Origin of the sequence: Desulfovibrio sp. SGI.102, assembly GCF_050314315.1 — a bacterium.
Taxonomy (GTDB): Bacteria; Desulfobacterota; Desulfovibrionia; order Desulfovibrionales; family Desulfovibrionaceae; genus Desulfovibrio.
Genome location: NZ_JBNPNC010000002.1, coordinates 58,501 through 84,940 on the forward strand (window position 1 = coordinate 58,501; position 26,440 = coordinate 84,940).

General features: G+C 63.1%; 24 protein-coding genes and 2 tRNA genes. 20 read left to right on the plus strand and 6 right to left on the minus strand.

Annotated features, from left to right (window positions below; translation table 11 throughout):
- The first annotated feature begins 175 nt into the window (after window positions 1-175).
- The 5 genes from ACQRCJ_RS00910 to ACQRCJ_RS00930 all read left to right on the plus strand — a co-directional run bounded on the left by ACQRCJ_RS00910 (window position 176) and on the right by ACQRCJ_RS00930 (window position 2,287).
- Window positions 176-251 (plus strand) — tRNA-Thr (locus ACQRCJ_RS00910).
- Window positions 252-315: 64 nt separating this feature from the next.
- Window positions 316-391: transfer RNA gene (locus tag ACQRCJ_RS00915), tRNA-Thr, on the plus strand.
- A gap of 61 nt (window positions 392-452) precedes the next feature.
- Window positions 453-800: a DMT family protein gene (locus tag ACQRCJ_RS00920; protein ID WP_006008375.1), complete on the plus strand. Its 348-nt coding sequence runs from the start codon at window positions 453-455 to the stop codon at window positions 798-800.
- A gap of 1 nt (window position 801) precedes the next feature.
- Entirely contained in the window at window positions 802-1,581 is a 780-nt protein-coding gene (locus ACQRCJ_RS00925; RefSeq protein ID WP_168935969.1) for a sulfite exporter TauE/SafE family protein, read from the plus strand.
- Window positions 1,582-1,795: 214 nt separating this feature from the next.
- Window positions 1,796-2,287, plus strand: coding sequence for a GlcG/HbpS family heme-binding protein (locus tag ACQRCJ_RS00930; RefSeq protein WP_204625418.1), 492 nt, complete (start codon window positions 1,796-1,798; stop codon window positions 2,285-2,287).
- A gap of 217 nt (window positions 2,288-2,504) precedes the next feature.
- Here the strand turns inward: ACQRCJ_RS00930 and ACQRCJ_RS00935 are convergent, their stop codons facing one another.
- From ACQRCJ_RS00935 to ACQRCJ_RS00945, 3 genes are all read right to left on the minus strand, one after another.
- The gene (locus ACQRCJ_RS00935) at window positions 2,505-3,203 is read right to left on the minus strand and encodes a DNA-3-methyladenine glycosylase family protein (protein WP_168935970.1); all 699 of its coding nucleotides are present in this window, start codon (window positions 3,201-3,203) and stop codon (window positions 2,505-2,507) included.
- Between the two features lie 298 nt (window positions 3,204-3,501).
- On the minus strand, window positions 3,502-4,884 hold the full coding sequence (locus ACQRCJ_RS00940) for a PFL family protein (RefSeq protein WP_168935971.1): 1,383 nt from the start codon (window positions 4,882-4,884) through the stop codon (window positions 3,502-3,504).
- Between the two features lie 60 nt (window positions 4,885-4,944).
- Window positions 4,945-5,508, minus strand: coding sequence for a glycine cleavage system protein R (locus ACQRCJ_RS00945; protein WP_006008363.1), 564 nt, complete (start codon window positions 5,506-5,508; stop codon window positions 4,945-4,947).
- Window positions 5,509-5,801: 293 nt separating this feature from the next.
- Here ACQRCJ_RS00945 and lysS point away from each other — a divergent pair, with 293 nt between their 5' ends.
- From lysS to ACQRCJ_RS00985, 8 genes are all read left to right on the plus strand, one after another.
- Entirely contained in the window at window positions 5,802-7,313 is a 1,512-nt protein-coding gene (lysS, locus tag ACQRCJ_RS00950; protein WP_370684895.1) for a lysine--tRNA ligase, read from the plus strand.
- Between the two features lie 12 nt (window positions 7,314-7,325).
- Complete coding sequence (locus ACQRCJ_RS00955) at window positions 7,326-8,552, plus strand: lipoprotein-releasing ABC transporter permease subunit (protein WP_168935984.1); 1,227 nt, start codon at window positions 7,326-7,328, stop codon at window positions 8,550-8,552.
- Between the two features lie 2 nt (window positions 8,553-8,554).
- Complete coding sequence (locus ACQRCJ_RS00960) at window positions 8,555-9,238, plus strand: ABC transporter ATP-binding protein (protein WP_168935972.1); 684 nt, start codon at window positions 8,555-8,557, stop codon at window positions 9,236-9,238.
- The gene (gene bamA / locus ACQRCJ_RS00965) at window positions 9,219-11,987 is read left to right on the plus strand and encodes an outer membrane protein assembly factor BamA (RefSeq protein WP_427799177.1); all 2,769 of its coding nucleotides are present in this window, start codon (window positions 9,219-9,221) and stop codon (window positions 11,985-11,987) included. The genes ACQRCJ_RS00960 and bamA overlap by 20 nt, the downstream gene beginning before the upstream one ends.
- A 221-nt stretch (window positions 11,988-12,208) precedes the next feature.
- Entirely contained in the window at window positions 12,209-14,089 is a 1,881-nt protein-coding gene (locus ACQRCJ_RS00970) for an N-acetylmuramoyl-L-alanine amidase (RefSeq protein WP_204673912.1), read from the plus strand.
- Between the two features lie 106 nt (window positions 14,090-14,195).
- A complete protein-coding gene (locus ACQRCJ_RS00975; RefSeq protein WP_168935974.1) occupies window positions 14,196-14,732 on the plus strand; it encodes an OmpH family outer membrane protein in 537 nt (178 codons plus the stop codon).
- A 134-nt stretch (window positions 14,733-14,866) separates the two neighbouring features.
- Window positions 14,867-15,331, plus strand: a complete 465-nt coding sequence (gene fabZ / locus ACQRCJ_RS00980) for a 3-hydroxyacyl-ACP dehydratase FabZ (protein WP_006008351.1) — start codon at window positions 14,867-14,869, stop codon at window positions 15,329-15,331.
- A gap of 1 nt (window position 15,332) precedes the next feature.
- Entirely contained in the window at window positions 15,333-16,427 is a 1,095-nt protein-coding gene (locus ACQRCJ_RS00985) for a glycosyltransferase (RefSeq protein WP_204673911.1), read from the plus strand.
- 223 nt (window positions 16,428-16,650) lie between these two features.
- On the opposite strand, the gene wbaP is transcribed toward ACQRCJ_RS00985, so the two are convergent.
- Window positions 16,651-18,048, minus strand: a complete 1,398-nt coding sequence (gene wbaP / locus ACQRCJ_RS00990) for an undecaprenyl-phosphate galactose phosphotransferase WbaP (protein ID WP_427799178.1) — start codon at window positions 18,046-18,048, stop codon at window positions 16,651-16,653.
- Window positions 18,049-18,216: 168 nt separating this feature from the next.
- Between wbaP and ACQRCJ_RS00995 the strand changes: the two genes are divergently transcribed.
- The 7 genes from ACQRCJ_RS00995 (at window position 18,217) to ACQRCJ_RS01025 (ending at window position 24,613) form a co-directional block, all read left to right on the plus strand.
- Window positions 18,217-18,960, plus strand: coding sequence for an ABC transporter substrate-binding protein (locus ACQRCJ_RS00995; protein ID WP_006008347.1), 744 nt, complete (start codon window positions 18,217-18,219; stop codon window positions 18,958-18,960).
- 230 nt (window positions 18,961-19,190) lie between these two features.
- Window positions 19,191-19,862, plus strand: a complete 672-nt coding sequence (locus ACQRCJ_RS01000; RefSeq protein ID WP_427799184.1) for an amino acid ABC transporter permease — start codon at window positions 19,191-19,193, stop codon at window positions 19,860-19,862.
- On the plus strand, window positions 19,859-20,608 hold the full coding sequence (locus tag ACQRCJ_RS01005; RefSeq protein WP_006008345.1) for an amino acid ABC transporter ATP-binding protein: 750 nt from the start codon (window positions 19,859-19,861) through the stop codon (window positions 20,606-20,608). Before ACQRCJ_RS01000 ends, ACQRCJ_RS01005 begins: the two co-directional genes overlap by 4 nt.
- 1 nt (window position 20,609) lies before the next feature.
- Window positions 20,610-21,281 (plus strand): amino acid ABC transporter permease, encoded by a 672-nt coding sequence (locus ACQRCJ_RS01010; protein ID WP_006008344.1) that lies wholly within the window; start codon window positions 20,610-20,612, stop codon window positions 21,279-21,281.
- A 750-nt stretch (window positions 21,282-22,031) separates the two neighbouring features.
- The gene (locus tag ACQRCJ_RS01015) at window positions 22,032-22,721 is read left to right on the plus strand and encodes an HD domain-containing protein (protein WP_168935653.1); all 690 of its coding nucleotides are present in this window, start codon (window positions 22,032-22,034) and stop codon (window positions 22,719-22,721) included.
- Complete coding sequence (locus ACQRCJ_RS01020; RefSeq protein ID WP_168935652.1) at window positions 22,678-23,592, plus strand: D-alanine--D-alanine ligase family protein; 915 nt, start codon at window positions 22,678-22,680, stop codon at window positions 23,590-23,592. Before ACQRCJ_RS01015 ends, ACQRCJ_RS01020 begins: the two co-directional genes overlap by 44 nt.
- Before the next feature lie 127 nt (window positions 23,593-23,719).
- Window positions 23,720-24,613 (plus strand): DMT family transporter, encoded by an 894-nt coding sequence (locus ACQRCJ_RS01025; RefSeq protein WP_168935651.1) that lies wholly within the window; start codon window positions 23,720-23,722, stop codon window positions 24,611-24,613.
- A 115-nt stretch (window positions 24,614-24,728) separates the two neighbouring features.
- On the opposite strand, the gene ACQRCJ_RS01030 is transcribed toward ACQRCJ_RS01025, so the two are convergent.
- A complete protein-coding gene (locus tag ACQRCJ_RS01030; RefSeq protein WP_168935650.1) occupies window positions 24,729-25,733 on the minus strand; it encodes an inorganic phosphate transporter in 1,005 nt (334 codons plus the stop codon).
- Window positions 25,726-26,355 carry a DUF47 domain-containing protein gene (locus ACQRCJ_RS01035; protein ID WP_168935649.1) on the minus strand — a complete coding sequence of 210 codons (630 nt, stop codon included), beginning with the start codon at window positions 26,353-26,355 and terminating at the stop codon, window positions 25,726-25,728. The genes ACQRCJ_RS01030 and ACQRCJ_RS01035 overlap by 8 nt, the downstream gene beginning before the upstream one ends.
- Window positions 26,356-26,440: the final 85 nt, after the last annotated feature.

Genomic DNA, 26,440 nt, shown 5'->3' on the forward strand with positions numbered 1-26,440 from the left:
CCGCGCTGCCGGCCGGACGTTGCAAGCCCCTATGCCCGGCTTACCCGCTCAAAATTCGACAATTTAATCATTATATTTCAACATGTTATTGTCTTGAAAATTTTTCTCAGCAAAAAATGAAAAAATCGCTTGACCCCGAGGGAGTTTTTCCGTAGAAGTCTTCTTCGTTGAGTACGCCCTTGTAGCTCAGTCGGTAGAGTGCATCCTTGGTAAGGATGAGGTCACCAGTTCAATCCTGGTCAAGGGCTCCAGCAAACAACACGACGCCTGTGGAAACATGGGCGTTTTTTTGGGGAAACCCGGACATATAGGACCGCCCTTGTAGCTCAGTCGGTAGAGTGCATCCTTGGTAAGGATGAGGTCACCAGTTCAATCCTGGTCAAGGGCTCCAGAAATTTCAACGCCTGTGGAAACATGGGCGTTTTTTCTTTATCTGCTCCAAGGAGCCTGTCATGCAGATCCCCGTCCCGGTCGCCACAGTCGGCCTGCTGGTGCTCTCCAATGTCTTCATGACCTTCGCCTGGTACGGTCACCTGAAGCACAAGAGCATGGCCCTGCCCATGGTCATCTTCATCAGCTGGTGCATCGCCTTTTTCGAGTACGTGCTGCAGGTCCCGGCCAACCGCATCGGTTACGGCTACTTCAATGCGGCGGAGCTGAAGACCATCCAGGAGGTCATCTCCCTGACGGTCTTCTCGCTCTTCTCCGTCTTCTACCTGCACGAGACCCTGCGCTGGAACCACATCCTGGGTTTCGCCCTCATCGTGCTGGCCGCCTACGTCATCTTCAAGGAATGGTAGCATGGTCAGCACGGCTATCATCCTTTTCTGTACCTGCGCCGCCTTCGTGGCGGGCTTCATCGATTCCATCGCGGGCGGCGGCGGCCTCATCACCATCCCCGCCCTGCTGCTTTCCGGCCTGCCGCCCCAGCTGGTCCTGGGCACCAACAAGGTGGGCTGCTGCCTGGGCACCGGCGTGGCCATGCTCAACTTCGCCCGCAGCAACCTCATCCTCTGGCGGCTGGCCCTGCTGGGCGTGGGCTTTTCGCTGGTAGGGGCAGGTATCGGCACCGAGCTGGCCCTCTACATCTCGCCCGACCTGCTGGGCAAGGTGCTGGTGCTCCTGCTGCCCTTCGCCATGCTGGCCACCCTCATGCCCAAGAAGGAGCAGAAAAATCCGCCGCTCACCTCCGGTCGCCGTTACTGGATACTGGCGCCGCTCTGCTTCCTCATCGTGGGCATCTATGACGGCTTTTTCGGTCCCGGCACCGGCAGCTTCCTGATCCTGGCCCTGCACTGGGTCCTGCGCATCAGCCTCCTCGAAGCCTCGGCCACGTCCAAGGTCATGAATTTTGCCTCCAACCTCGGCGCCATGATCCTCTTCATCTGGAACGGCGCCGTCATCTGGAGCGTCGGCCTGCCCATGATGGCCGCCAACATCGCGGGCAACTGGCTGGGCAGCCGTCTGGCCATCAAGGTCGGTACCGAAGCCGTGCGTCGCTTCCTCTGGGTCTCGCTCTCCCTGCTGCTGGCCACCCTGATCTGGCGCTTTTTTATCTCTCCCTATCTGCTTGGGGCCTGATCCTCCCGCTCCGTTTCGATATCAGGCCGGCAGCCATGCGCTGCCGGCTTTTTTGTTTTGGCCCCGGTGCGGACAGGGAGCGGACGTACGAGCTGCGGCGCGGCGATGATTGGTTGCCCAACCATCATATGAAAAAAATAGTTACCGCTTGCCCATGCCCCGGCGGAGTGCTAGAGCAGGAGAAAACAGCCCTTGCGGACAAAAGGAGTCCTGTATGCTGAAGCGTATCGTTCCTCTCGTTCTGGCTCTCGTTCTCTGCGCCGGTCTGGCCCAGGCCAAGACCAAGGCCCCCGCGACCCAGCTCCCCGGCGACCTGACCCTGGCCGAAGCCCAGAAGGTGCTCGATGCGGCTCTGGTCAAGGCCAAAGCCCAGGGCGTGCCCATGAATATCGCCATCGTGGATGCTGGCGGCAACCTGAAGGCCTTCGTGCGTCAGGACGGCGCCTTCATCGGCAGCATCGACGTTTCCACCAAGAAGGCCGTCACGGCCCGCTACTTCAACATGCCCACCTCCACGCTGGGCGCCGCTTCCCAGCCCGGTCAGGAACTGTTCGGCATCGAAGCCACCAACGGCGGTCTGGTGATCTTCGGCGGCGGTGAGCTGCTGATCCGCGACAACGTCATCGTGGGCGCCATCGGCGTCAGCGGTGGTAGCGTGGCCGAAGACACCAACGTGGCCAAGGCCGGTGCCGCTGCCCTCAAGTAGGCTTTTTCTCGTACGCAAAGGCCCTGCGGAACACACACCGCAGGGCCTTTTTTTGTGCAACGTTCCGGAGAACCGGCAGGCGCGGCAAGATGCGCCCCACCATGCGGCTCTCTTCATGGCACCTATCTTCATGAACTGGCAGGAGCACGGCCGGTCGCCCAACGTGGGAAAGAAGCGATGCACGCGGGCAGCTTGTCATGGAAAGGGAAGGGGCCGCTCAGTCTTTCGTCACCGTGCTTTTGAGGCTCGCGGCAGGGCGGGATCTCCCCTTTTTGCGTTCCGCCGGATCGTCCAGCTCCGGCAATGCCCCGCCGGCGATGGCCCACAGATACAGCGAGGCCAGCGAACCATAAGGCGAGAAGCGCCTGCGGTACCGCTCGAAGCGCTCGCGCGGCATCTCTTTGTGGCGGTAGAGCATGCGCAGGCCGCGCCGGATGGCCAGATCGTCATAGCTCAGGATGTCGGGCCGCTGCAGGGAAAAAAGCAGCAGCATCTCGGCCGTCCAGACGCCGATGCCGCGCAGGGCGGCAAGACGGCGGCAGACTTCGGCGTCCTCCAGAGCGTCCATGCCCGGCAGATCCAGTTCCCCGTCCACCACCTGCCGGGCGATGCCGCGCATGTAGTCCACCTTGCGCGCGGAAAGCCCCAGCGCCTGCAAGGCAGTCTGCGGCTGGGCCAGCAGGGCTTGCGGCGTGACCTCGCCCAGCAGGCAGCACAAGCGTCCCCAGACCGTGCGCTGGGCCGCCATGCTGATCTGCTGGCCCGTGATGGCATGCATCAGGGCCTGGAAAAGATCCGGCATGACCTCCCGACGCACCGGGCCGATGGCCTGCATGGCCGCTGCCAGTTTTTTGTCCTTGCGGGCCAGATGATCCACAGCCGCCTGATCGTAGTGGAAAAAATTCCCTTCCGGCATCGATGCCCTCCCCTGTTTGTCCGGCCGCTTCCGGCCATCGTCCCTGCCCTTCTGATGCCACAGCTCAGCAAAAAGCAAAACCGCCTGCATGAGAACGGCGGCTATCGTCCTGTGCGTGTCCAGGCATCCGGTTGCCGGCCCCCCATAAAAAGAGAGAGGCCCCCGGACGATTTGCCGGACTCGCCCGCCGTCTGTCCGTATCAACGGCCCGAACGTTGAGGAATGGCGGACGCCTTCTCCCCAAAACAAAAAGGACGGGAAAATATCCCGTCCTTTTCTTATTGTTGTTGTCTGCCGGCTAGTTCTTCAGGCTGTGGATGGGAGCCGGGATGCGACCGCCCAGACCGATGAAGGCGCTGGCATCGCCCTTGGGCACGGGGATGATGGCCGCCTTGCCCAGCAGGCCGCCGAAGCTCACTTCTTCGCCCACGCCCTTGCCGGGCACGGGGATGACGCGCACGGCCGTGGTCTTGTGGTTGATCATGCCGATGGCCATTTCGTCGGCGATGAGGCCGGAAATGGTGCTGGCCGGGGTGTCGCCGGGAATGGCGATCATGTCCAGGCCCACGGAGCAGACGCTGGTCATGGCTTCCAGCTTTTCCAGGCTCAGCAGGCCGGAGGTGGCGGCCGCCTCGATGCTGGAGTCTTCGGAAACGGGGATGAAGGCGCCGGACAGGCCGCCCACCGAAGAGGAGGCGAAGGCGCCGCCCTTCTTCACGGCATCGTTGAGCATGGCCAGCACGGCCGTGGTGCCGGGCGCACCGATGCTGGACAGGCCCACGCTCTGGAAGATCTCGCCCACGCTGTCGCCCACGGCCGGGGTGGGGGCCAGGGAAAGGTCGGCCACGCCGAAGGGCAGGCCCAGACGCTGGGCCACTTCGTTACCGATCATCTCGCCCACGCGGGTCACCTTGTAGGCCGTACGCTTGATGACTTCGGCCACATCCAGCAGGGTCATGGGCTTGCCGCCGTTACGGCTGTGCTCCAGGGCGCGGTCGATGGCCTTCTTGACCACGCCGGGGCCGGAGACGCCCACGTTGATGACCACGTCGGGCTCGCCCACGCCCAGGTAGGCACCGGCCATGAAGGGCACGTCCTGCGGGATGTTGGCGAAGACCACCAGCTTGGCGCAGCCAAGGCCGCCGCGGTCGGCCGTGGTCTGGGCCACCTTGAGGATCTGTTCGCCCATCAGGGCCACGGCATCCATATTGATGCCGGAGCGGGAAGAGGCCACGTTGATGGAGGAGCAGATGCGGTCCGTGGTGGCCAGGGCTTCGGGCAGGGCCTCGATGAGGGCGCGGTCACCGTTGGCGAAACCTTTTTCCACCAGGGCGGAGAAACCGCCCAGGAAGTCGACGCCGGCTTCCTTGGCCGCTTCGTCCAGGGCCTGACAGACGCGCACCATGCCGTCGGGGCCGAAGGGGGCCCCCACCACGGCGATGGGGCTGACGCTGATACGTTTATTGACCACCGGGATGCCGTACTTGTCGCCCACTTCGTTGCAGACGTTGACCAGCTGGGAGGCATAGCGGTGCAGCTTGGCTTTGACGTTGCCGGTGAAGAGGTCGATGTCATGGCTGACACAGTCGAACAGGCTCACGCCCAGGGTCACGGTGCGCACGTCCAGATGCTCGTTGCGGAGCATGTTGAGCGTATTGATAACTTCGCGTTCAGAAAGCATGGATATTCCTTATGATACTTGCGGAGGCGGTCCTGCCGCGCTCCCGGGACGGACGGGATCCTAGAAGGAGCCGATACGATGGACGGCTTCGAAGATGTCGCGGTGCTGCACGCTGACGCGCAGGCCCTGGGCCTGGCCTTCGCTGGCCAGCTCGCGACGCAGGCGGCCGAGGTCCGCATTTTCGGGGACCTTGACCTCGAACACGAACAGGGCGTGATTGCTGTGATCCTGGCCCAGAACGGCCTTGAGGCTGTCGATGTTGACGCCGTGACGGGCAAAGACGCGGCTCATGGCAGCGATGAGGCCGGGGCGGTCGGGGCCGTCCACCGTGACCACGAAGGGCTGGCTGACCACGGAGTCTTCCCAACGGCCTTCCACGGCCGGGCGCACCAGCACGGAAAGGTCGAGCTTGGCATCCACCAGGCCCAGGGCCAGCTGGGTGTGCAGGGATTCTTCCGTCACGTTTTCAGGGGCCTGGACGATAAAGATGGCCGCGAACTCACCGCAAAGGATGGTCTGGGTGACCTCGATAATATTGCAGCCGGTCTGCCCGAGGATCTGGCTTACCGCGGAAACGATGCCGGGACAGTCCCGGCCGAGAAAGGAGATGGTCAATTTTTTCATGTTCGGTCCTTGCGGGGTTACGTTTTGAAAACGGTAAACTATGCTTCAATGAAATTCAAGTATGACTACTTTATCATTTTCCTGGCCGAAAGGCACCCTTGGGCCGCAGAGGTCCCCCGGCCCCGAACCTTGACGACGGGGCCTGAATGGCATACCTCTAGCCATTCAACCGTTGAGCCCGAAAGAGGGCCGGGCCATGCCCGAAGCAGGAGTTTGCAGTGGAAAACCGGGAAAAGAGTCCTAAGAAGCAAAAGATCAAGCTGAATACCAAGTCGCAGCACGCCGCCTATTTCATGCCCATGCTTGAGGGCTTTGCCGAGCGCGACATGCTCAACGAAGTCATCAAAAACCGCGTCGTCAAAGCCTGTGACCTGCTGGACGCCGGTGTGCCGCTGTTCCCCAATGATTTCCGCAAGGAACATGCCGTCAGCTGGGTGCTGGACAATTTCGGCAGCCTGAGCGCCGAAGAGCTGGAAGCCAAGGGGGACGTGTTCGCCATCGCCGGCCGCATCGTCTCGCTGCGTTCCTTCGGCAAGGTGGCCTTCTTCCACATCATGGACGAGAGCGGCCGCATCCAGTGCTACGCCAGCCGCGAGGAACTGCCCGAAGAGGTTTATAATGTAGTGAAGAAGCTGGACGTGGGCGACATCGTCGGCGTGTCCGGCCATCTTTTCCATACCAAGACGGGCGAGCTGACCATCTCCTGTCGCAACCTCAAGCTCATCACGCGCTCCATGCGTCCCCTGCCGGAAAAGTATCACGGCCTCAAGGACATGGAGACCCGCTACCGCCAGCGCTATGTGGACCTCATCGTCACCGAGCGCGCCCGCGAGATCTTCCGCAAGCGCAGCATGATCGTGAGCGAGTTCCGCCGCTTCCTCGAAGAGCGCGGCTTCATGGAAGTGGAGACTCCCATGATGCAGGCCGTGGCCGGTGGCGCCGCCGCCCGCCCCTTCGAGACCTACCACAACGCCCTGGACCTCAAGCTCTACATGCGCATCGCGCCCGAGCTGTACCTCAAGCGTCTGCTGGTGGGCGGCTTCGAAAAGGTCTTCGAGCTCAACCGCAACTTCCGTAACGAAGGCATCGACACCCGCCACAACCCGGAATTCACCTCCTGTGAATTCTACTGGGCCTACGCCAACTTCCACGACCTCATGGACCTGACCGAAGAGCTCTTCGCCCGTCTGGCCAACAAGGTCTGCGGCGGCACGGTCATCACCTACCAGGGCCAGGAGATCGACCTCACCCCCGGCAAGTGGACCCGCATGTCCTTCTACGAATCGCTGACCAAAATCGGCGGCCACAGCCCCGAATTCTACAACGACTACAACAAGGTGCGCGACTACATCCGCAGCCGCGGCGAAAAGGCCACCGACAGCGAGAGCCTGCCCAAACTGCACGCCAAGCTCTTCGATCTGGATGTGGAAGAGAAGCTGATCCAGCCCCACTTCATCTACCACTACCCCACCGAGATCTCGCCCCTGTCGCGCCGTAACAACGAGCACCCCGACCTGACGGACCGTTTCGAACTGTTCATCACCGGTCGTGAACTGGCCAACGCCTTCTCCGAGCTCAACGACCCCGTGGACCAGCGTCTGCGCTTCGAAGAGCAGGTGCGCGAGAAGGAGGCCGGCGACGACGAAGCCCACGCCATGGACGAGGACTTCCTGCGCGCCCTGGAATACGGCATGCCCCCGGCGGCCGGCGAAGGCATCGGTATCGACCGCCTCGTCATGCTGCTGACGGACTCCGCCTCCATCCGCGAAGTCATCCTCTTCCCGCTGCTGCGTCCGGAGTTCTAAACAAGCATGCGCATGCCCTTTGAGCTGTTTGTGGCGCTGAGATATCTGTTCTCGCGCCGCAAACAGACCTTCATCTACATCATCTCCATCATGTCCATCCTGGGCGTCGCCCTCGGCGTCGGCGCCCTGGTGGTGGTCCTGGGCGTCTACAACGGCCTGACCACCGACATGCGTGACAAGATCATCGGCGCCAATGCCCACGGCATCGTCATGTCTTACGTGCCCGCGGCCTTCCAGCAGCACCCCGACCTGGTGCGGCGCGTGGAGGCCGTGGAGCATGTGCGCGGCGCCACGCCCTTCATCTATACGGAAGTCATGCTCTCCGCCGCCGGCGGCGTCAAAGGCCTGGTGCTGCGCGGCATCGATCCCGAAAGCGCGCCCAAGGTCCTGAGCATGCTGCGCGAGATCCGTCGCGGCTCCGTGACCGATCTGAAACGCGAGGGCACGCCGGGCATCGTCATCGGCGAGGAGCTGGCCAAGCGTCTGGGCATCGGCCTAGGCAGCCGCGTCAACCTGCTCTCCCCCTCCGGGGAAAAGGGCGCCACCGGCTATTCGCCGCGCATCCGCCCCTTCGAGGTGGTGGGCATCTTCAAGACCGGCATGTTCGAATACGATGCCACCCTGGCCTTCGTGGACCTCAAGGCCGCGCGCGACATCCTCGGCCTGCCCGACGGCTTCCTCACCGGCATCGAGATCATGGTGGACGACGTCTACAAGGCCGACGCCATCGCCCAGAGCGTGCAGGACACCCTGGGCTCCCCCTTCTATGTGCGCCACTGGATGGAGATGAACGCCAACCTTTTCGCGGCCCTCAAGCTGGAAAAGATCGGCATGTTCATCCTGCTGACCATGGTGGTGCTCATCGGCTCCTTCTCCATCGTGACCTCCCTGGTCATGCTGGTCATGGAGAAGACCCGCGACATCGCCATCCTCATGTCCATGGGCGCCACCCGTTCCATGATCCGCCGCATCTTCATGCTCCAGGGCACCATCATCGGTTTCGTGGGCACCCTGCTGGGTTACGGCATGGGCCTGAGCCTGGGCTGGGCGCTGAAGCGTTACCGCTTCATCAAGCTGCCCGAGAACGTCTACACCCTGGATCACCTGCCCATCATCATCACCTGGCAGGACGTGCTCATCATCGGGGCCAGCGCCATGCTGCTCTGTTTCCTGGCAACCCTGTACCCGGCGCGGCAGGCCGCACGCCTTGAGCCCGCGGAAGCCCTGCGCTACGAGTGATCATGGCCGAGCTCTACAAATTCGAACATGTGGGCAAGCGGTTCTCCGGCCCGGAGAACCTCGAGATATTCAAGGATATCAACCTTTCCGTGGAAGAAGGAGAGTCCCTGGCCATCGTGGGGACCTCCGGCTCCGGCAAGAGTACCCTCTTGCATCTTATGGGGGCTCTTGATACTCCAAGCAGTGGAAAAATCTTTTTTGACGGCCGGGACATGTCCGAGATGAGGCCTGACGAAAAGGCCCGCTTCCGCAACAGGACGCTGGGCTTCGTGTTTCAGTTCCATCATCTCCTGCCGGAATTCTCGGCCTTGGAAAACGTGGCCATGCCGGCCCTGATAGGCGGTGCCTGTCGTGCCGATGTGCTGCCCGATGCCCGTACCATGCTGGAACGCGTAGGTCTTGCCCACCGTGTGGAGAGCAAGGTCTCCACCCTGTCCGGCGGGGAGCGGCAGCGGGTAGCCATCGCTCGCGCCGTTTTGCTGCGCCCCCGGGTGCTGCTGGCTGACGAACCCACGGGCAACCTTGACGAAAATACTGGTGAGCAGGTCAGCACCCTGATGCGCGAACTGAATCGCGAACTGGGCATGACCCTCGTGATTGTCACCCACAACCGCGAGCTGGCCGCCACCATGAATCGTAGTCTGGAACTGAGAGCGGGGACTCTGTATGAAAAAACATTTGCGTAATTGGCTGGGCCTGTTCTGTTTCGCCCTGCTGGCCTGCCTGTGGGGAGCCGCCCCGCTGCAGGCTGCGGGAAACACGGTGCTGGTGTTGCCCTTCCAGGTCACTGCCGGCCCTGAGATGCCCAATGCGGCCCGGGATGTGCCGCAGATCATCGGTACGGAGATGCAGCAGCGCGGTCTGTCCGTCATCCCCATGGACAAGGCCCGCAGCCTGCTGTCCTCCCGCGGCGGCAGCATCGACATGGCCGCTGCCCGCGAGCTGGGCAAAAAAGCGGGCGCCGACCTGGTGCTGTTCGGCAGCTTCAAGCAGAACGGCGAAGGCTTTGCCCTGCAGTCCCTGCTGGTGCCGGTGAACGAAGGCCAGGCCAAGCCTGCCAACTTCGATCGCCCCTCCCTGCTGAGCCTCAATGAATGCGCCGCCGCCATGGCCGGTCAGGCTTCCGGCATGCTGGCCGGTGCCGCTGCCGCCGCCCCTGCGGCCAGCAGCGCTCCCCGCACCGAACCCAACGATCCCATCGGTCGCGCCGACTTCGTGCCCATGGGCACCGCCAAGGGTGCTCTGGCCGACGTGCAGGTGCGCGGCCTGCAGGTCATGGACCCCGAAGTGGTCCTCATGCGCCTCTCCATCCGCAAGGGCGACACCCCCTCCGCCAACGACATCAACGAAGAAGTCAAGCGCATCTGGGAACTGGGCTACTTCAGTGACGTCCAGGCCCACATGGAAGGCAACGTGCTGGTCTTCACCGTGGCGGAAAAGCCCCGCATCGAGAACATCATCGTGGAAGGTTCCCACGAGATCGATGCCGAGGACGTGATCGCCGCCATGGGCACCAAGTCCGGCAACGTGCTCAACGAACAGCTCATCGCCGACGACCTGCAGAAGATCAACGAACTCTACCGCAAGGAAGGCTACTATCTGGCCCGTTCCAGCTACCGTCTGGACAGCCGCTCCGGCGGCCGCGGCGCCGTGCTGGTCATCCAGGTGGAAGAAGGCAACAAGCTCTACATCAAGGAAGTCAAGATCGAGGGCCTGGAGCAGCTGGACAAGGGCGACATGGACAAGTACCTGGCCCTCAAGCCCCGCAACATCTTCTCCTGGTTCACGGGCACCGGCGTGCTCAAGGAAGAACACCTGGAGCGTGATACCAACGCCATCGCCGCCTACGGCCTGAACCAGGGTTTCGTGGACATCCAGGTGGCCGCTCCCGACGTGCAGTACAAGGAAGACGGCATCTATGTGACCTTCAAGGTCCATGAAGGCCCCCGCTACAAGATCCACGACATCAAGTTCGGCGGTGACATCATCGACGAAGAACAGGCCATGCTGGACGTGGTCGAGATGGACGAATGGAAGAAGGACAACGACTACTTCTCCATCACCGTCATGCAGGAAGACAGCAAGCGCCTGACCAACTTCTACACCGACCGCGGTTACGCCTTTGCCGAGGTGGACACCCGCGTCATGAAGGTGGAAGGCGACGAGCCCATGGTGGACGTGGGCTACATGGTCAACAAGAAGGAAAAGGTCTTCATCCGCCGCCTGATGGTCGACGGCAACACCAAGACCCGTGACAACGTCATCCTGCGCGAGATGCGCCTGGGCGACGGCGACCAGTACGAAGGCGAAAAGATGCGCCGTTCCGCCGAACGCCTGAACCGCCTGCGCTACTTCTCCGCCATCGACAGCGAACTGATCCCCACCGATCGTCCTGACGAAGTGGACCTCAAGATCAAGGTCAAGGAAGACAACACCGGTGCCCTCATGGGCGGTATCGGCTATTCCACCTATTATGACGTGGGCGTGACGGCCTCCATCATGGAGCGCAACCTCTTCGGCCGCGGCTATCAGGTGCAGCTGCAGGGCTTCTTCTCCTGGCGCCGCACGTCGGGCGTGTTCTCCTTCACCAACCCGCGCGTCTACGATACCGACCTGTCCTTCGGCAACGACATCTACTACATCTACGACTACTGGGACGACTTCACCAAGGAAACCATCGGTGACACCATCCGCTTTGGCTATCCCATCGGTGAATATACGTCCGTGGGTATCGGCTACCGCCTGGAACGCTACGACCTCTATAACGTGGATGCCGATGCTTCGCCCTACATCTCCGACTACAAGGGCACCAACTGGACCAGCGCCATCTCCGCCCGCATCCTGCGCGATACCACCGACGACCGCGCCCGTCCCACCAAGGGCACCATCGCACGCCTGTGGGCCGAATACGGCGGCGGCGGCCTGGGCGGTACCGACAACTTCATCAAGGCCGTGGCCGACTGGCAGGGCTTCTGGTCCATCAATCCCGAAAACACCTTCCACCTGCGCGCCCGCGTGGGCGGGGTGTTCCAGAACACCAGCAGCCGTGTGCCCGTGTTCGAACGCTTCTGGCTGGGCGGCATGGATACCGTGCGCGGTTACTCCTACTCCGACCTCTCGCCCCGCGACGACAAGTACGGCGGCGACCAGATCGGTGGTGACCGCATGGGCGTGCTGAACGTGGAATACATCTGGACCTTCCAGAAGGACATGGGCCTGGCCCTGGTGCCCTTCTTCGATGCCGGTTTCAACATCGATCACAAGACCATGGCCAACGACTTCAATGACAAGATCGTCTACTCCGCCGGTCTGGAACTGCGCTGGCGTTCGCCCATGGGCGACCTGCGCCTGGCCTATGGCTATCCCCTGTCCAAGGACTACGACGGCGAGCGTGAGCAGGGCCGTCTGGAATTCAGCATGGGCCAGTTCTTCTAGGCCGGGCTGATCTCCTTCGCGTCAAAAAAGCTCCCTTCGGGGAGCTTTTTTTTATGTCGGAAAACAGACACTCCCTTGGAGGGGCCTACACGGAGAGCTTGTAATATACTGAAAACACAATCTTTTTAATAAAAACATCTTCATGGCACGCAACCTGCAAAGGATAGGCTACGGCAAAGTTCCCCTCCCGGGAGCAGCCACTATCCAGCGAGTTCTGTGTCATGGCCAGGAAAAAAGTCACCCCCGCTCCCCGTCCCCAGTCCCCCGGCATGATGGCCCGTATCCTGCCTCCTCTGGGATTCATCCTGGCCTTTTCCCTTCTGGCGGCCTTCTGCCATACCATCAGCCATGGCGCCACCCTGTCCCCCGCGCAGCGCTATGAAGCCGCCAAGGACGACATGGATGCCTTGCGCCAGGACAATAAACGCGGCATGCAGCGTGCCCCTTGGGAAGAAGTGGCCGCGTCCTTCCATGCCATCCATCAGAACGCCACCACCTGGGCCAACCGTCCTGCCGCCCTGTTCAAGGCCGCGGAATGCTACGAAGAGCTTTCCCGCCGCTCCTTCGCCATCTCCGACGCCCGCAAGGCCGCCGGGACTTTCGAGGAAGTGGCCCGGCAGCACGAGAGCAGCCGCCTGGCCGATGATGCCCTGCTGCGTGCCGCCCGTATCCGGGCCGACAGGCTCAAGGACACCCGGGGCGCGTTGAAGCTGCTGGATACGCTCTGCCGGGATTATCCGCGCGGCGACATGTACGCCGAAGCCCGCCGCCTGCGGCAGGAACTGGCCCCGGGCAAGGATGCCCCGCAGCCGTCCGTGCAGCCTGCCCGTCAGATATCCGACACCCCTCCGGCAGACGATGCCCGCCAGGCCCTGCAGCGTTATGAGAATGCCAAGAAGACCATGGAGCTCCTGCGTGCCGACAAGCGTCGTTCCTGCTGGCGCGAACCCTGGGAAAACCTGCAGGGCGATTTCATGCAGGTCTACCAGAGCCGTCCCAATGCCACGGTCAGCGCGGCGGCCCTGTTCCGTGCCGGAGTCAGCGCCCGTTCTCTGGCCGACTGTTCCCACCTTGCCGCCGACTACCGCACGGCCCGTACCCTGCTGCTGCGTGTGCCGGAAGAATTCCCCGGCAGCGCCCTGGCTGACGATGCCCTGCTGCAGGCCGCGCAGATCAGTGCCGAGGAACTGAAAGACCGCACCGAGGCCGTGCGCCTGCTGGCCCGTCTGGAAAAAGAATATCCCCGTGGCGACATGCGCCCCCAGGCCACGGCCATGCGGCAGCAGTTGGCCCCCGCCGCTGCGGACAGCCGTCTGGCGGATGCCTCCGCCGGCAAGGGCAAGGCCGTCCGGGTCAACAATGTGGTGGCCGGGCAGCCGGGCCTTTCCGTGCAGCGCGTGTTCATCGACGCCGGGCACGGCGGACGTGATCCGGGCACCATCCACAATGACGTGATCGAGCGCAACATCACGCTGGACATCGCCCTGCGTCTGGGCCGCCTGCTGGAGGACAACGGCCTGGAGGTCATCTACAGCCGGCGCAAGGACGTGGCCGTGAGCCTGCGGGACCGCACCGGCAAAGCCAACCAGGCAGGCGCGGACCTGTTCGTCTCCATCCACGTCAACGCCCATGAGGACCGCGGCATCAACGGCTTCGAGACCTATTATCTGGACATCTCCCGCGATCCCCGGGCCGTGCGTGTGGCCAGCCAGGAAAACGCCCGCAACGACAGGAACCTGGGCGAGGTCCAGAAGATCCTGTCCGACGGCATGCTCACGGCCCGCCAGTACGAGAGCCGCAGGCTGGCCACCGACATCCAGAAGCAGTCTCTGGCCCGTCTGAAGCGCCGCGGCTATACCGTGCGCGACAACGGCACCCGGGCGGCCCCCTTCATCGTCCTGCTGGGTGCGCGCATGCCCTGCGTCCTGGTGGAAGTGGGCTACTGCTCCAATCCGCATGAGGCCCGCAACCTGCTCGACGCCCGCTACCGCATGATCCTGGCCGAAGGTCTGGCCGAGGGCATCCTGAGCTACAGCGACCGCGTGCGGCAGAACCGCACGGCCCAGAATTCCTTGACGCCCCCTGCCTCTGGTGCTATGTGATGAACGGTAAACAAGAGGTTTCCCTCTTGCTACCAGAAAATCTACACAATCACTGCCTGGCGGCATCCTCGATCCGCGGAGCATTCGATCAAAGGGAGTTTTTTCCATGCGCAAACTGATGTATCTGACCCTTGCGGTCTGCCTGATGATGGCGGGGGCCGTTGCCGCCAATGCCGCTGAACCTGCTGCCGCCAAGATCGGCGTCGTGGACATGCAGGCTGTCGCCACCCAGAGCGAACCTGCCCAGGCCGCCAAAAAGCAGATGGAAAGCAAGTACGGCAAAGAGCGTGCCGCTCTGGAAAAGCAGGGCGAAGCCCTGAAGAAGTCTGCCGAGGAACTGAAGGGCCCCAAGGCCTCTGATGAAAAGAAGCTGGCCTTCATCCGCAAGAAGCAGGAACTGGACCAGAAGACCCGCAACTTCCTGCGCAAGGTGGAACAGGACGAAGTGAAGCTGCGCCAGGATATGGTCACCATGGTCTTCAACGCCACCTACAACGTGGCCCAGAAGAAGGGCTTCAACTTCGTGGTGGACATCACCGCCGGTGGCGTCCTCTACGCCGACCAGACCATGGACCTGACCCAGGACGTGCTGGCCGAAGTCAACCGTCTCCACAAGGAAGACAAGGCCAAGGGCAGCAAGTAAGCGCCCCCACAGCCGGATCTCGAGCCCCCTGTCCGCAGGGGGCTTTTTTTTGCCGCCTGCCGGCAGCAGGCCGCCTTGTCTTGCGCCAGGCATCGGGCTAAACTGCGCCATCATACCCATCAAAGGAGTTTTCCATGTCGGACGCTACGCCTATCACCATGGACATCCAGCGTATCCTCTCCATCCTGCCCCACCGCTATCCTTTCCTGCTGGTGGACCGCGTGCTGGAATGCGTGCCTGGCTCCCATATCAAGGCCTACAAGAACGTGACCATCAACGAGCCCTTCTTCCAGGGCCATTTCCCCGGTGCGCCCATCATGCCCGGCGTGCTCATCCTTGAAGCCCTGGCCCAGACCGGCGCCCTGCTGGCGGTCTCCGGCATGGAAGGCGACCTGTCGGACAAGCTCTTCTTCTTCACCGGCCTGGACGGCGTCAAATTCCGTCGTCAGGTGGTGCCCGGCGACCGCCTGGAACTGCACTGCGACAATATCCGCATGAAGCTCAAGCTCTGCAAGATGGACGCCCGCGCGTATGTGGACGGCAAACTGGCCGCCGAGGCCCAGATCACTGCCGCCATCGGCGACCGCCCCAAGGCCTAGCATGAAAGTCGCTCTGGTGCATTACTGGCTGGTCAACATGGCCGGCGGCGAAAAGGTGCTGGAGGCCCTGTGCCGTCTCTATCCGCAGGCGGACATCTTCACCCACGTGGTGGACAGGGAAAAGCTCCTGCCCGAATTCCGCCGGCACAAGATCAGCACCACCTTCATCAACAGCCTGCCCGCCAGCCGCAGGCTGTATAAAAAGTACCTGCCCCTCATGCCGCATGCCCTGGAGCAGCTGGACCTGACAGACTACGATCTGGTCATCTCCAGCGAGTCCGGGCCCGCCAAGGGGGTCATCACCCGGCCCGACTGCCTGCACGTCTGCTACTGCCACACGCCCATGCGCTATCTGTGGGACAACTGGCCGGCCTACATGCGGAGCACGGGGCGGCTCTCCCGTCTGGCCATGCGCCTGCTGCTGCCCTCCCTGCGGCAGTGGGACTGCCTCAGCGCCCAGCGGGTGGACCACTTCGTGGCCAACTCCCGTCATGTGGCCCGGCGCATCCGCAAGTACTGGCGCCGCGAGGCCGCCGTGGTCCATCCGCCGGTGGACACCAACGCCTTCACGCCCCGCGCGGAACCGGGCGGGGAGCACTACCTCTGCTTCGGCCGTCTGGCTTCGTACAAGCGCGTTGATCTGGCCGTGGAGGTCTGCACCCGCCTTGGCCGCCCGCTGGTGGTGGCCGGTGACGGCGAGATGATGCAGCAGCTCAAGGCCAAGGCAGGCCCCAGCGTGCGCTTTGTGGGCCGCCAGGACGATGCCGCCGTGCGCGAGCTCATGGCCCGCAGCCGGGCACTGCTCTTCCCCGGCGAGGAAGACTTCGGCATCATCCCGGTGGAAGCCATGTCGGCCGGGGTCCCGGTCATCGCTTACGGACGCGGTGGCGCCACCGAGACCGTGGTGGACGGCGAGACCGGCCTGCTCTTCAGCGAGCAGAGCCCGGAGAGCCTGGCCGAGGCCCTGCAGCGCTTCGAACAGTGCGAAGGGGATTTCGATCCCCGACACCTGCACGCGCATGCGGAAAAGTTCTCTACCGAGAATTTCCTGACCGGCTTCCGCCATGAGGTGGAAGCGGCCATGGCCCGCATGTAAAGGACAAAACAGTCCGTAAAGAAAAAAGGACAGCCTTCATGGCTGTCCTTTTCTTTTGTCTCGCGAGCCTTTTCGGGGCTGTCCTCGTTCCATACAGGCATAGGCGACGCGCTTGTATCCGGGCAAGGTACTGCCCAGCCCCGCCCTTTTGCAAAGACACGATGTTTCCGCTGCTCCGGCGGAGCACTATCTGCTTCCGGACTCGTGGCTCCTGCAGGCCCCGCTAGTATGCGCCGTAGCCGGTGAGCACCACGGGGAAGGTGCGGGCCAGGATCCAGAGATCCATCCAGATGCACCAGTTGGTCACATAATAGCGGTCCAGGCTGACCCGTTCCTCGTAGGTCGTATTGTTTCGTCCGGAGACCTGCCACAGGCCCGTGATGCCCGGGCGCACCCGGCAGTAATCCGCGTAGACTTCGCCGTATTTGGCGATCTCGGCCTCCACGATGGGACGCGGCCCCACCAGGCTCATCTCGCCCCGCACCACATTGATCAGCTGGGGCAGTTCATCCAGGCTGCTCTTGCGCAGGAAACGGCCCACGCGGGTGATCCGGGGGTCATGCTTCAATTTGCGGTCCTTTTCCCACTCGTCGCGCAGATCGGGATTTTCCTCCAGATAGCGGGCCAGCACCTCGTCCGCATCCTGGCGCATGGTGCGGAACTTGAACACGTCAAAGGCCTTGCCGTCCTTGCCCAGGCGACGCTGCCGGTAGAACACCGGCCCGCGGCTGTCCAGACGGATCAGCAGGCACAGCAACAGGCCGGGCACAGAACACAACACGACCACGGGCAGACAGAGCACGAGGTCCAGGGCTCTCTTGAGGCGCTGCCGCCAGCGACGGCGCAAATTCTGCATGAGCATGAAGCCCGTCATGGTCCCCAGGTCGCAGGCATGGAACCAGTGCTGCCGGACGCCGCTGCTCTGGGCGGGCACCACCAGGATCTTGACGAAATAGCGGCTGGCTTCATGGACGAAGCGGGCCGTATGGGCATCGGAAGGCTGCAGCATCAGGGCGATGGCCCCGGGATGGCGACGCTCCGCGTCCTTCAGCTGGCGTCTGGCTTCTTCCATGTCCGGGGGCAGCGTGAAGATGTCTACCGGCGAAAGGCCCAGCCAGGGGTGGCGTTTGAGATAATGCCACAGCTCACGGCCCGTATTGCTGCGATCAAGGATCACCAGAGGGGTCCCCCACCAGCGGAACTTGCCGAAATAGTGACGGCAGAAGCGCCGTGTCACCGGCAAAAGGAAGATGCTCAGCAGCCAGGCCCCCACGAGCACGATACGCGAATAGGCCACACTGGCCTTGCCCGCGAACAGCAGGGCAAGGATGAGGCCGAAGGTCAGTGTGCTCAGCGCGCAGAGTTTGCGGCTTTCCACATAGGCAGGCAGCGAGATGACCCCGTAAAGGCCCAGGGCCAGCCCCATGAACGGCGCCAGCAGGAGCATGGAAAGCATCCAGTCATAGCTGGTGATGTTAAGATCGCCCCACAGGGCGCGCAGGCACAAAACAAAAAACGTACAGGCAAAAAGCGTCAGGAAGTCGCAACACACCAGCAGGATGACGCGGGGCGGCACCCCCAGACTCCGCAGCATGCGCTGAGCTAGACGGGAAAATTCCATCTTGATTCCGGTCTCCGGTAAGGAAGAAAAAAGGCGGGGACGGGCAGGAGAGCGGCTTTGTGACGCCTTCTCACTTGCGCCCGTGCGCGGCTTTTGCTAAAAAATTTTGTTGCCGCGCGATACGGCATCAGGTTATACCCGGCCCTCACATTTTACAAGGGAAGCACCATGAAAAAACTTTTTGTTTGCGCCCTGCTGTTCGGCCTGCTGGCCTCTGTGCCGGCCTTTGCCCAAAAGACCTACGTCAACGGCATCGACTCCAACTATCCGCCTTTTGCCTATGTTGATGAAAAGACCGGCCAGCCTGCCGGTTTTGACGTGGATGCCATGAACTGGATCGCCAAGACCATGGGCTTCAAGGTCGTCCACAAGCCTGTGGCCTGGGACGGCATCGTGCTGGCCCTTGCCAACAAGCAGATCGACATGATCGCTTCCGGTATGAGCATCACTGAAAAGCGCCGCAAGGTGGTGGACTTTTCCGATCCTTACTGGGAAGTCTCCCGCGTGTTCCTGGTGCCTGCCGACTCCAAGCTGACCCCTGCCGACATCCTGTCCAAGCCCATCAAGCTGGGCGTGCAGCGCGGCACCTCCGAAGCTGAAGCCATCAAGCAGGAACAGAAGGAAAAGGGCTATCCCTTTGAGCTGCGCTTCTATGAATCCTGTCCGCTGGCCGTGGAAGACCTGGTCAACGGCCGTATCGAAGCCGCCCTCATGGACTCCCTGCCCGCCGGTGACGCCATCGCCCGCGGCAAGGCCGTGAAGAAGGCCGGTGTGCACGGCGAACCCGACCAGTTCGGCGTGGCCATCCGCAAGGGCGACAAGGAACTGCGCGCCCTCATCGACGAAGGTTTCCGCAAGCTGCAGGCCGATCCCTACTGGAAGGAACTGCAGGCCAAGTACCTGAGCAAGTAATCTCTTACTGACTGATACAGCGGCCCGTGCCGCTTTTCCAAGGTGAACCGCCGCCCTTGTCGCGGCGGTTCGCCATGTCCATACAGCCCGTTTTTCTCATGTCCGATATCTTTCCCTTCAGCGCGATCCTGGATTTCCTGCGGGATATCCTCATGCAGGCCTGGCTCTGCCTGGCCGTCGTCCTGCGCCCCATCGTAGGCGATACCATCGTGGATGCCTTCCCCTTCATCATGGGAGGCACGCTGGTGACCGTGGGCTCGGTGGCCCTGGCGCTGGGCATGGGGCTGGTGCTGGGCGTCCCCATGGCCGTGCTGCAGGTGTACGGTAACGCCCTGGTCCGCCGTCTGGTGGGACTGTATGTCTGGTTTTTCCGCGGCGTCCCCATCCTGGTGCTGCTCTTCCTTTCCCAGGGGCTTTTCCTTTCCATGGGCTGGATCATCGAGCCCTTCCTGCTCTCCTGCCTCGTCATGGGCTGCATCAGCACGGCCTATCAGTCCCAGATCTTCCGGGGCGCCATCGAGAGCCTGCCCCAGGGACAGCTCAAGGCCGCACGCGCCCTGGGCATGCGCGACCTGACCGCCATCACCTGCATCATCCTGCCGCAGGCCCTGCGCCTTTCCATCCCGGGCTGGGCCAACGAATTTTCCATCCTCCTCAAAGACTCCGCCGTCTGTTACCTGCTGGGCACCATGGAGATCATGGCCCGCGTCAATGCCGTGGCCCAGCGTACGCATGAACATCTGGCGTTTTTCGCCCTGGCGGGGGTCATCTATTTCGTTTTGACGCTGATCGTGCTCAAGCTCTTGCGCCGCCTGGAAAACAAGGTCCAGATCCCCGGCTACTCCGCCGGCACGGTGGGCAGCATGGCCAAAAACACGCAGCATGGGGTAAAGAACGCATGAACGAAGTTGTCTTGCAGGTAAAAGGCATCAGCAAAAGCCTGGGCGGCAAGTCCATCCTGGACAATTGCTCCCTGAACATGAAACGCGGCGAGCTCAAGGTCCTCATCGGTCCTTCCGGTGCGGGCAAGAGCACGCTCTTGCAGTGCATCAACTGCCTCATCCCCCCGGACAAGGGCGAGATCATCCTTGAAGGCGAAAAGCTCGACTTTTCCAACAAGTCCAAGCTCTGCGCCTTCCGGGCCCAGGTGGGCATGATCTTCCAGGACTTCAACCTGTTCGACCACCTGACCGCCGAAGAGAACGTGGCCATCGCCCTGCGCAAGGTGCGCGGCATGTCCGCGGCGGCAGCCCGTGAGCGTGCCATGGACGAGCTGGCCCGCGTGGGCCTTGCCCGCCGTGCCCTGCTCTATCCCGCCCAGCTTTCCGGCGGCCAGAAACAGCGCGTGGCCATGGCCCGTGCCCTGGCCATGGACCCCAAGGTCATCCTGCTGGACGAGCCTACCTCCGCCCTGGACCCGGAACTGGTGGGCGAAGTGCTCTCCGTCATCCGTGACCTTTCCAAGGGCGGCATGACCATGATCATGGCCACCCACCAGATGGACTTCGCCCGTGCCCTGGCCCACGAGATCCTGTTCATGGAGCGCGGTGTCATCATCGAACAGGGTGCGCCCGAGACCCTGCTGGCCGAAGGCAGCAATACCCGTACCCGCGACTTCTGCGCGCACCTGCTGGATATGGGAGCCTAGCGTGGTCATCGACATCCCCTTTTTCACCCAGGACGTCATCCCGGCCCTCAACCAGGGCCTGAAAGTGTCCATCGCCCTCATCGTCCCGGCCAGTATCCTGGGCTTCGTGGGCGGCGTGGCACTGGGATGTCTGCGGGCCTTCGGCGGCCCCTGGAGCAGCCGGCTGGGCAACTGGTACACCGCCATCATCCGCGGTGTGCCGCTGGCCGTGCAGCTGATGATGATCTATTATGCCCTGCCCAAGATGGGCATCTATTTCGAGCCCTACGGCGCCGCCCTGCTGAGCTTCATCCTTTGCAGCGCCGCCTATCATTCGGAGTATATCCGCGGGGCCCTGCTCTCCATCCGTCAGGGCCAGATCAAGGCGGCCCAGGCCCTGGGCATGACCACCTTCCAGACCGTGTTCTGGATCGTCATCCCCCAGGCCGCCCGCCGTGCCCTGCCCGGCTGCGGCAACGAGATCATCTACCTTATCAAGTACAGTTCCCTTGCCATGCTCGTGACCTGTAACGAGCTCATGAGCGAAGCCAAGGTGCTGGCCTCGGACACCTTCCGCAATACGGAAGTCTTCCTGGCCGTGGGCCTCTACTACCTCATCCTGGTCTCCCTGGCCACCTGGTGCCTGCGCTGGCTGGAAAAGCGCTACAGCATCCCCGGCTTCGGCAACCGCTAGTTTCCTTTTTCATGAGGGGAGGGGAACCCCCTCTGCTGACGCGAGAGGGGGTCCCCCTCCCCTCAAACTCCCCTCCCCCTCCCCAGCGCGTTTTATTCTGTCCTGCGGGGCGGATAAAAAGCGTGCTGCGCTTCCCCGGCCCCTTGCCGTCAGCTCTGCCCTCGATGCCCGTAGATTCCTTCGTCGCAACGGGCACGCCCCTTACGGGCCGCCATTCGAGCGAGCCTCTTTTCACTGCTAAAAACGCAGCCACCACTTTCGCAAGTCCCTCCTCCCGCCCCTGGTATGCCTATCACGGACAGGCATGTCTTCTATCCCGTTCTGTCTAAAAGCCATCTACGTCCTGCCTTGAATAACGGCATCCTCTCCGCATACGCTCTACGCATCCCCCACCCAACCAGCGGCCGTTCTGCCATCACGGCAACTTTTCTTCCCCATCCATTGAGCGCGCCGATCGGGCGGCGTACGCCGAAGGCGTCGTGCCGCCCTTGCCCCGGCGCGCCCGCGCAGTACCGGGGACCGAGGCGGGGCAGGGGGTGCAGGGGGCCTGGGGCTGCCCAAGCCCCGGCCCCTTGCCGCTCGCCGCGCAGGCAGACCAGCCCGGATGTCGGGCAACGGCCGCTCATCGTGCGGCAGCCCTCCGCGTCACGCGGCTCTATCCCGGCACGGCGCAGCGTCCATCCTCCTCCTGCCGCAGCGGCGAACCTCTTTTACGTTGCCTTCCCCCCGGGCCGGTGGCATACTGCCGCCATGTCCATCTTCACCACATCCACTCCCGTCATCGGCACGCCGGAAAACGGCGAATGGCCTCTGGTGCACCCGCTGGCCTGCCTGCCCGAACCGGCCCTGGAGTCCCCCACGCAGGGCAGCATCCCCGACGATGCCGCCTGCATGGCCCTTTGGGACAAATATGGCATGCTGGACAATATCCGCGCCCATTCGCGCATGGTGGCCCATATCGCCACCGAGCTGGCCCAGCGGGCCCGCGCGGCCGGGTTCCCGGTCAATGTGGCCGCTGTGCGCGCCAGCGCCATGCTGCACGACATCGCCAAGACCTACAGCGTCCTGCACGGCGGCAGCCATGCCCAGCTGGGGGCCAGCTGGGTGGTGACCGAGACCCGCAACCATGCCTTGGCGCAGGGCGTGCTGCTGCACGTCCACTGGCCCTGGGCCGTCCCGGAGCAGGAGCCCGAACGCCTGTTCTCCATCCCGTTTTTCGTGATCTACGCTGACAAGCGGGTCAAGCACGACCAGTGCGTGCCCCTGCGCCAGCGCTATGAAGACCTGCTGGTGCGTTACGGCCATACGGAAAAGGCCCGCAAGGGCATCCGCCTTTCGTGGCAGCAGGGCGAATGTATCGAACGCGCCTTCGAGGCGCATCTGGGGTATGCCATCCATGAAGATTCTTTTGATAGCGGGCGGCTGGTCCAGCGAGCGTGAGGTCTCCCTGACCGGTGCCCGCGGCATGCAGGAAGCCCTGCTCAAACGCGGTCACGCCGTGACCTTCTTCGACCTGCTGGAAAATTTCGACGAGCTGCTGGAGACCGCCCGGCAGCATGACTTTGCCCTCATCAACCTGCACGGTTCGCCGGGCGAGGACGGTCTGGTGCAGGCCATGCTGGAAAAGGCCGGCTGTCCCTACCAGGGCTCCGGGCCTTCCGGTTCCTTCCTGGCCCTGAACAAGGCCGCCGCCAAGCAGATCTTCCGCATGGCCGGCCTGCCCACGGCCGACTGGGAATTCCTGCCCGTGCGCCCCGCCGAAGGCTGGGAACCGCGCCTGCCCTGGCCGCTCTTCGTCAAGACCACCACGGGCGGTTCTTCCCTGCGTCTGGGCCGTGCCACCAACCGGCAGGAACTGGATGCCCTCATGGACGAGATCTTCGCCGCCGGTGAAGGCGTGCTCATCGAGCCCCAGCTGCCCGGCAAGGAGATCACCTGCGGCATCCTGGGCGAGGAAGCCATGCCGCCCATCCTCATCGAACCCGTGGCGGGCGACTACTTCGACTACGAGAGCAAGTACGCCAGCGGCGGCGCGCGCGAGCTCTGCCCCGCGCCCGTTTCCCCGGCCGTCACCGCCGAGGTGCAGCGCCTGGCCCTGGCCGCCCACAAGGCCCTGGGCCTCAAGGGCTACAGCCGCGCCGACTTCATCCTCGGCCCCGACGACAGCCTGCACCTGCTGGAGGTCAACACCCTGCCCGGCATGACGCCCACCAGCCTCGTGCCGCAGGAGGCCGCCCAGCTGGGCATGGACTTTGGCCAGCTGCTGGAAAAACTCATCGAGCTGGGCATGGAACAGCACGCCAAAGCCTGATCCCTGCCCCTTCCGTTTGCCTTCAGGCGCGCTGTCCCCGGGCAGCGCGCTTTTTCGTTTCCGGCCCGTGCCGGGAGCGGCCCCGTTCCGAGCGCCCCGGCGCACGTCTGCCCAAGGAGGCAGCCCCATGAATCCCACTTTTGCCGCCCACGCGGCCGCCATCCTGACCATCCTCATCTGGGGCGCCACCTTCACCTCCACCAAGGTGCTGCTGCAGGCCTTTGCGCCCATCGAGATCCTTTTCCTGCGCTTTTTGCTGGGGGCCTGTGCCCTGTTGCTGGCCTGCCCCCGCCTGCTGCATGTGCGTGACCGGCGCCGGGAAGTGACCTTTGCCCTGGCGGGCCTGTGCGGCGTGACCCTCTACTTTTTGCTGGAGAACATCGCCCTGAGCTACAGCACGGCGTCCAACGTGGGCGTGCTGGTGGGCATATCGCCCTTTTTGACGGCCCTGCTGGCCCGCATCGTCCTGGGCGAGAGCCTGCATCCCGGCTTTTTCGTGGGCTTCGTCTGCGCCATGTCCGGCATCGTCTGCATCGCCGTCAACAGCAATGCCGTGCTCCGGCTCAACCCGCTGGGCGATGTCCTGGCCCTGCTGGCGGCCCTGACCTGGGCCTTCTATTCCATCCTGACCCGCAAGATAGGCGACTACGGCTACAATACCTTGCAAGTGACGCGCCGCATCTTCTGCTGGGGCCTGCTCTTCATGCTGCCAACCCTGCCGCTGTCCGGCTTCCGCTGGGGCCTGGAGCGTCTGGCGCAGCCCGAGATGCTGGCCAACCTGCTCTTCCTCGGTCTGGGAGCCTCGGCCCTGTGCTTCGCCACCTGGAATTTCACCATCCGCATCCTGGGCGCCATCAAGACCAGCGTCTATATCTACGCCGTGCCCGTGGTCTCGGTCATCACCGCCACCCTTTTGCTGGGCGAGCGCCTGACCGGCCTGGCCCTTACCGGCATGACCCTCATCATCCTCGGTCTGGTCATCTCCGAAGGCCGCCTGCCCCTGCGCCGCAAAAAAGCCTGACCGCAGCCGGGCCGCGCCCCGATATACCCCCCTGCCCCGGAACAGCCAAAAGCCCCGCGCCGTCATGACGACAGCACGGGGCTTTTCAGCAACGGGCCCGCAGGGCGGTATCCGCCTAGTTCCAGATCAGATGCAGCAACCAGTAGGAACAGAAGCCCACGGTAGCCGCAGCGGGCAGGGTCAGCACCCAGGCCGTGACCAGCTGTCCGGCCACGGTCCAGCGCACGGCGGAAAGGCGCTTGGTGGAACCCACACCGAAGATGCAGGCCGAGATGGTGTGCGTGGTGCTCACGGGAGCGCCCAGCACGGATGCCCCGGAGATGACCAGAGCGGCCGAGGTCTCGGCGGCAAAGCCGTGCACGGGCTCCAGCTTGAAGATGCGGTGGCCCATGGTCTTGACGATCTTCCAGCCGCCGATGGCCGTACCGGCGGCCATGGCCATGGCGCAGGCCAGCTTGACCCACAGGGGCACGGCCACTTCGTCGATCTCTCCGAAGATGAACAGGGCCAGGGTGATGATGCCCATGGTCTTCTGGGCGTCATTGAGGCCGTGGCTGGTAGCCATGAAGGCCGCGGACACCAGCTGCATCTTGCGGAAGATGCGGTTAACCTTGCTGCGCATGACCCGCGCGAAGATCCAGTAGATGAGCCACATGATGAGGAAGCCCACCCCAAAGCCCGCCAGCGGCGAGAGCACCAGCGGCAGCAGCACCTTGTTGACGATACCGGCAAAATTGAGGGCATCGGGCCCGGCATGGGCCAGGGCAGCACCCACCAGGCCGCCGATGAGCGCATGGGAGGACGACGAGGGGATGCCGAAATACCAGGTGAGGCAGTTCCAGAAGATGGCGCCCAGCAGGGCCGCCAGCACGAGGATATGGCTGCCCTGGACCACTTCGGGCAGGACGAGGCCCGCCCCGAGGGTCTTGGCCACCTCGGTGCCCAGCAGGGCCCCGGCCAGGTTGAGGGCGGCCGCCATGCCCACGGCAAAGCGGGGCGTCACCACCTTGGTGGAGACCACGGTGGCGATGGCATTGGCGCAGTCGTGCGCGCCGTTGGTAAAGTCGAATACCAGGGCGACAAGGACGATCAGAATGAGCAGGAGAGGGATCTCAAACATTCTTCAGCACCGCTTCTTCGATGGTTTCAGCCAGATTATTGACGTTTTCCAGAAGCATGCTGATGCGGTCGTAAGCCTGGCTCCACTTCATGATGTTCATGAGCCGGGCGGGGGTGATCTCCTGCTGGTCGTCCATGAGCTCGGCCAGTCCCACGGCCAGCAGCATGTCGCACTCGCCGCGCAGGTAGCGGAAGGCGCGCGTCTTGTGGCAGTCCTCACGCCGGGTCAGGCCGTCCAGCATCTCGCCGGTCAGCTCCAGCATGGAGCAGATGGTGCGCACCAGCTGCACGGCGGGGAAGCGCATGGTGGGGAACTCGAAGATGTGCAGACGGGTGCTCAGGGTGTGCAGGCCGTCCAGAGCCTCTTCCTGTTCCTGGTTGATGCGCAGGATGTCCTCACGGTCGATGGGCGTGATGAAGGTCTGCGACAGGTCGCGGATGATGCGCACATGGAGTTTGTCCGCCTCTTCCTCGATCAGGGCGATCTTCTTGTGGGCCTCGTCCATCTTGGACAGGTCCTCCAGCATGGCGAGCAACAGTCGCGACATGTGGCGCAAATGGCTGTTTTGCTCCAGCAGCATTTCAAAGAACGGAGCGGACTTGGGAAGCAGGGATGCGAACATGCGCCCTCCTCTTGATGTGAAAGATCCCTGGACGGGGTCCCCTGCCCCTGCGGCAAACGGCCGAAAGGGATGTATTACCGGGATC

What these genes read in the sequence shown, in the direction of transcription:
- ACQRCJ_RS01035 (WP_168935649.1), bottom strand. Translation starts at nt 26,355, where the DNA reads ATGTTCGCATCCCTGCTTCCCAAGTCCGCTCCGTTCTTTGAAATGCTG.
- ACQRCJ_RS00955 (WP_168935984.1), top strand. Translation starts at nt 7,326, where the DNA reads ATGCCCTTTGAGCTGTTTGTGGCGCTGAGATATCTGTTCTCGCGCCGC.
- ACQRCJ_RS00975 (WP_168935974.1), top strand. Translation starts at nt 14,196, where the DNA reads ATGCGCAAACTGATGTATCTGACCCTTGCGGTCTGCCTGATGATGGCG.
- fabZ (WP_006008351.1), top strand. Translation starts at nt 14,867, where the DNA reads ATGTCGGACGCTACGCCTATCACCATGGACATCCAGCGTATCCTCTCC.
- lysS (WP_370684895.1), top strand. Translation starts at nt 5,802, where the DNA reads ATGCCCATGCTTGAGGGCTTTGCCGAGCGCGACATGCTCAACGAAGTC.
- ACQRCJ_RS01005 (WP_006008345.1), top strand. Translation starts at nt 19,859, where the DNA reads ATGAACGAAGTTGTCTTGCAGGTAAAAGGCATCAGCAAAAGCCTGGGC.
- bamA (WP_427799177.1), top strand. Translation starts at nt 9,219, where the DNA reads ATGAAAAAACATTTGCGTAATTGGCTGGGCCTGTTCTGTTTCGCCCTG.
- ACQRCJ_RS00940 (WP_168935971.1), bottom strand. Translation starts at nt 4,884, where the DNA reads ATGCTTTCTGAACGCGAAGTTATCAATACGCTCAACATGCTCCGCAAC.
- ACQRCJ_RS00985 (WP_204673911.1), top strand. Translation starts at nt 15,333, where the DNA reads ATGAAAGTCGCTCTGGTGCATTACTGGCTGGTCAACATGGCCGGCGGC.
- ACQRCJ_RS00960 (WP_168935972.1), top strand. Translation starts at nt 8,555, where the DNA reads ATGGCCGAGCTCTACAAATTCGAACATGTGGGCAAGCGGTTCTCCGGC.
- ACQRCJ_RS01015 (WP_168935653.1), top strand. Translation starts at nt 22,032, where the DNA reads ATGTCCATCTTCACCACATCCACTCCCGTCATCGGCACGCCGGAAAAC.
- ACQRCJ_RS00935 (WP_168935970.1), bottom strand. Translation starts at nt 3,203, where the DNA reads ATGCCGGAAGGGAATTTTTTCCACTACGATCAGGCGGCTGTGGATCAT.
- ACQRCJ_RS01025 (WP_168935651.1), top strand. Translation starts at nt 23,720, where the DNA reads ATGAATCCCACTTTTGCCGCCCACGCGGCCGCCATCCTGACCATCCTC.
- ACQRCJ_RS00970 (WP_204673912.1), top strand. Translation starts at nt 12,209, where the DNA reads ATGGCCAGGAAAAAAGTCACCCCCGCTCCCCGTCCCCAGTCCCCCGGC.
- ACQRCJ_RS00995 (WP_006008347.1), top strand. Translation starts at nt 18,217, where the DNA reads ATGAAAAAACTTTTTGTTTGCGCCCTGCTGTTCGGCCTGCTGGCCTCT.
- ACQRCJ_RS00920 (WP_006008375.1), top strand. Translation starts at nt 453, where the DNA reads ATGCAGATCCCCGTCCCGGTCGCCACAGTCGGCCTGCTGGTGCTCTCC.
- ACQRCJ_RS01020 (WP_168935652.1), top strand. Translation starts at nt 22,678, where the DNA reads ATGAAGATTCTTTTGATAGCGGGCGGCTGGTCCAGCGAGCGTGAGGTC.
- ACQRCJ_RS00925 (WP_168935969.1), top strand. Translation starts at nt 802, where the DNA reads ATGGTCAGCACGGCTATCATCCTTTTCTGTACCTGCGCCGCCTTCGTG.
- wbaP (WP_427799178.1), bottom strand. Translation starts at nt 18,048, where the DNA reads ATGGAATTTTCCCGTCTAGCTCAGCGCATGCTGCGGAGTCTGGGGGTG.
- ACQRCJ_RS01030 (WP_168935650.1), bottom strand. Translation starts at nt 25,733, where the DNA reads ATGTTTGAGATCCCTCTCCTGCTCATTCTGATCGTCCTTGTCGCCCTG.
- ACQRCJ_RS00930 (WP_204625418.1), top strand. Translation starts at nt 1,796, where the DNA reads ATGCTGAAGCGTATCGTTCCTCTCGTTCTGGCTCTCGTTCTCTGCGCC.
- ACQRCJ_RS01000 (WP_427799184.1), top strand. Translation starts at nt 19,191, where the DNA reads ATGGGAGGCACGCTGGTGACCGTGGGCTCGGTGGCCCTGGCGCTGGGC.
- ACQRCJ_RS00945 (WP_006008363.1), bottom strand. Translation starts at nt 5,508, where the DNA reads ATGAAAAAATTGACCATCTCCTTTCTCGGCCGGGACTGTCCCGGCATC.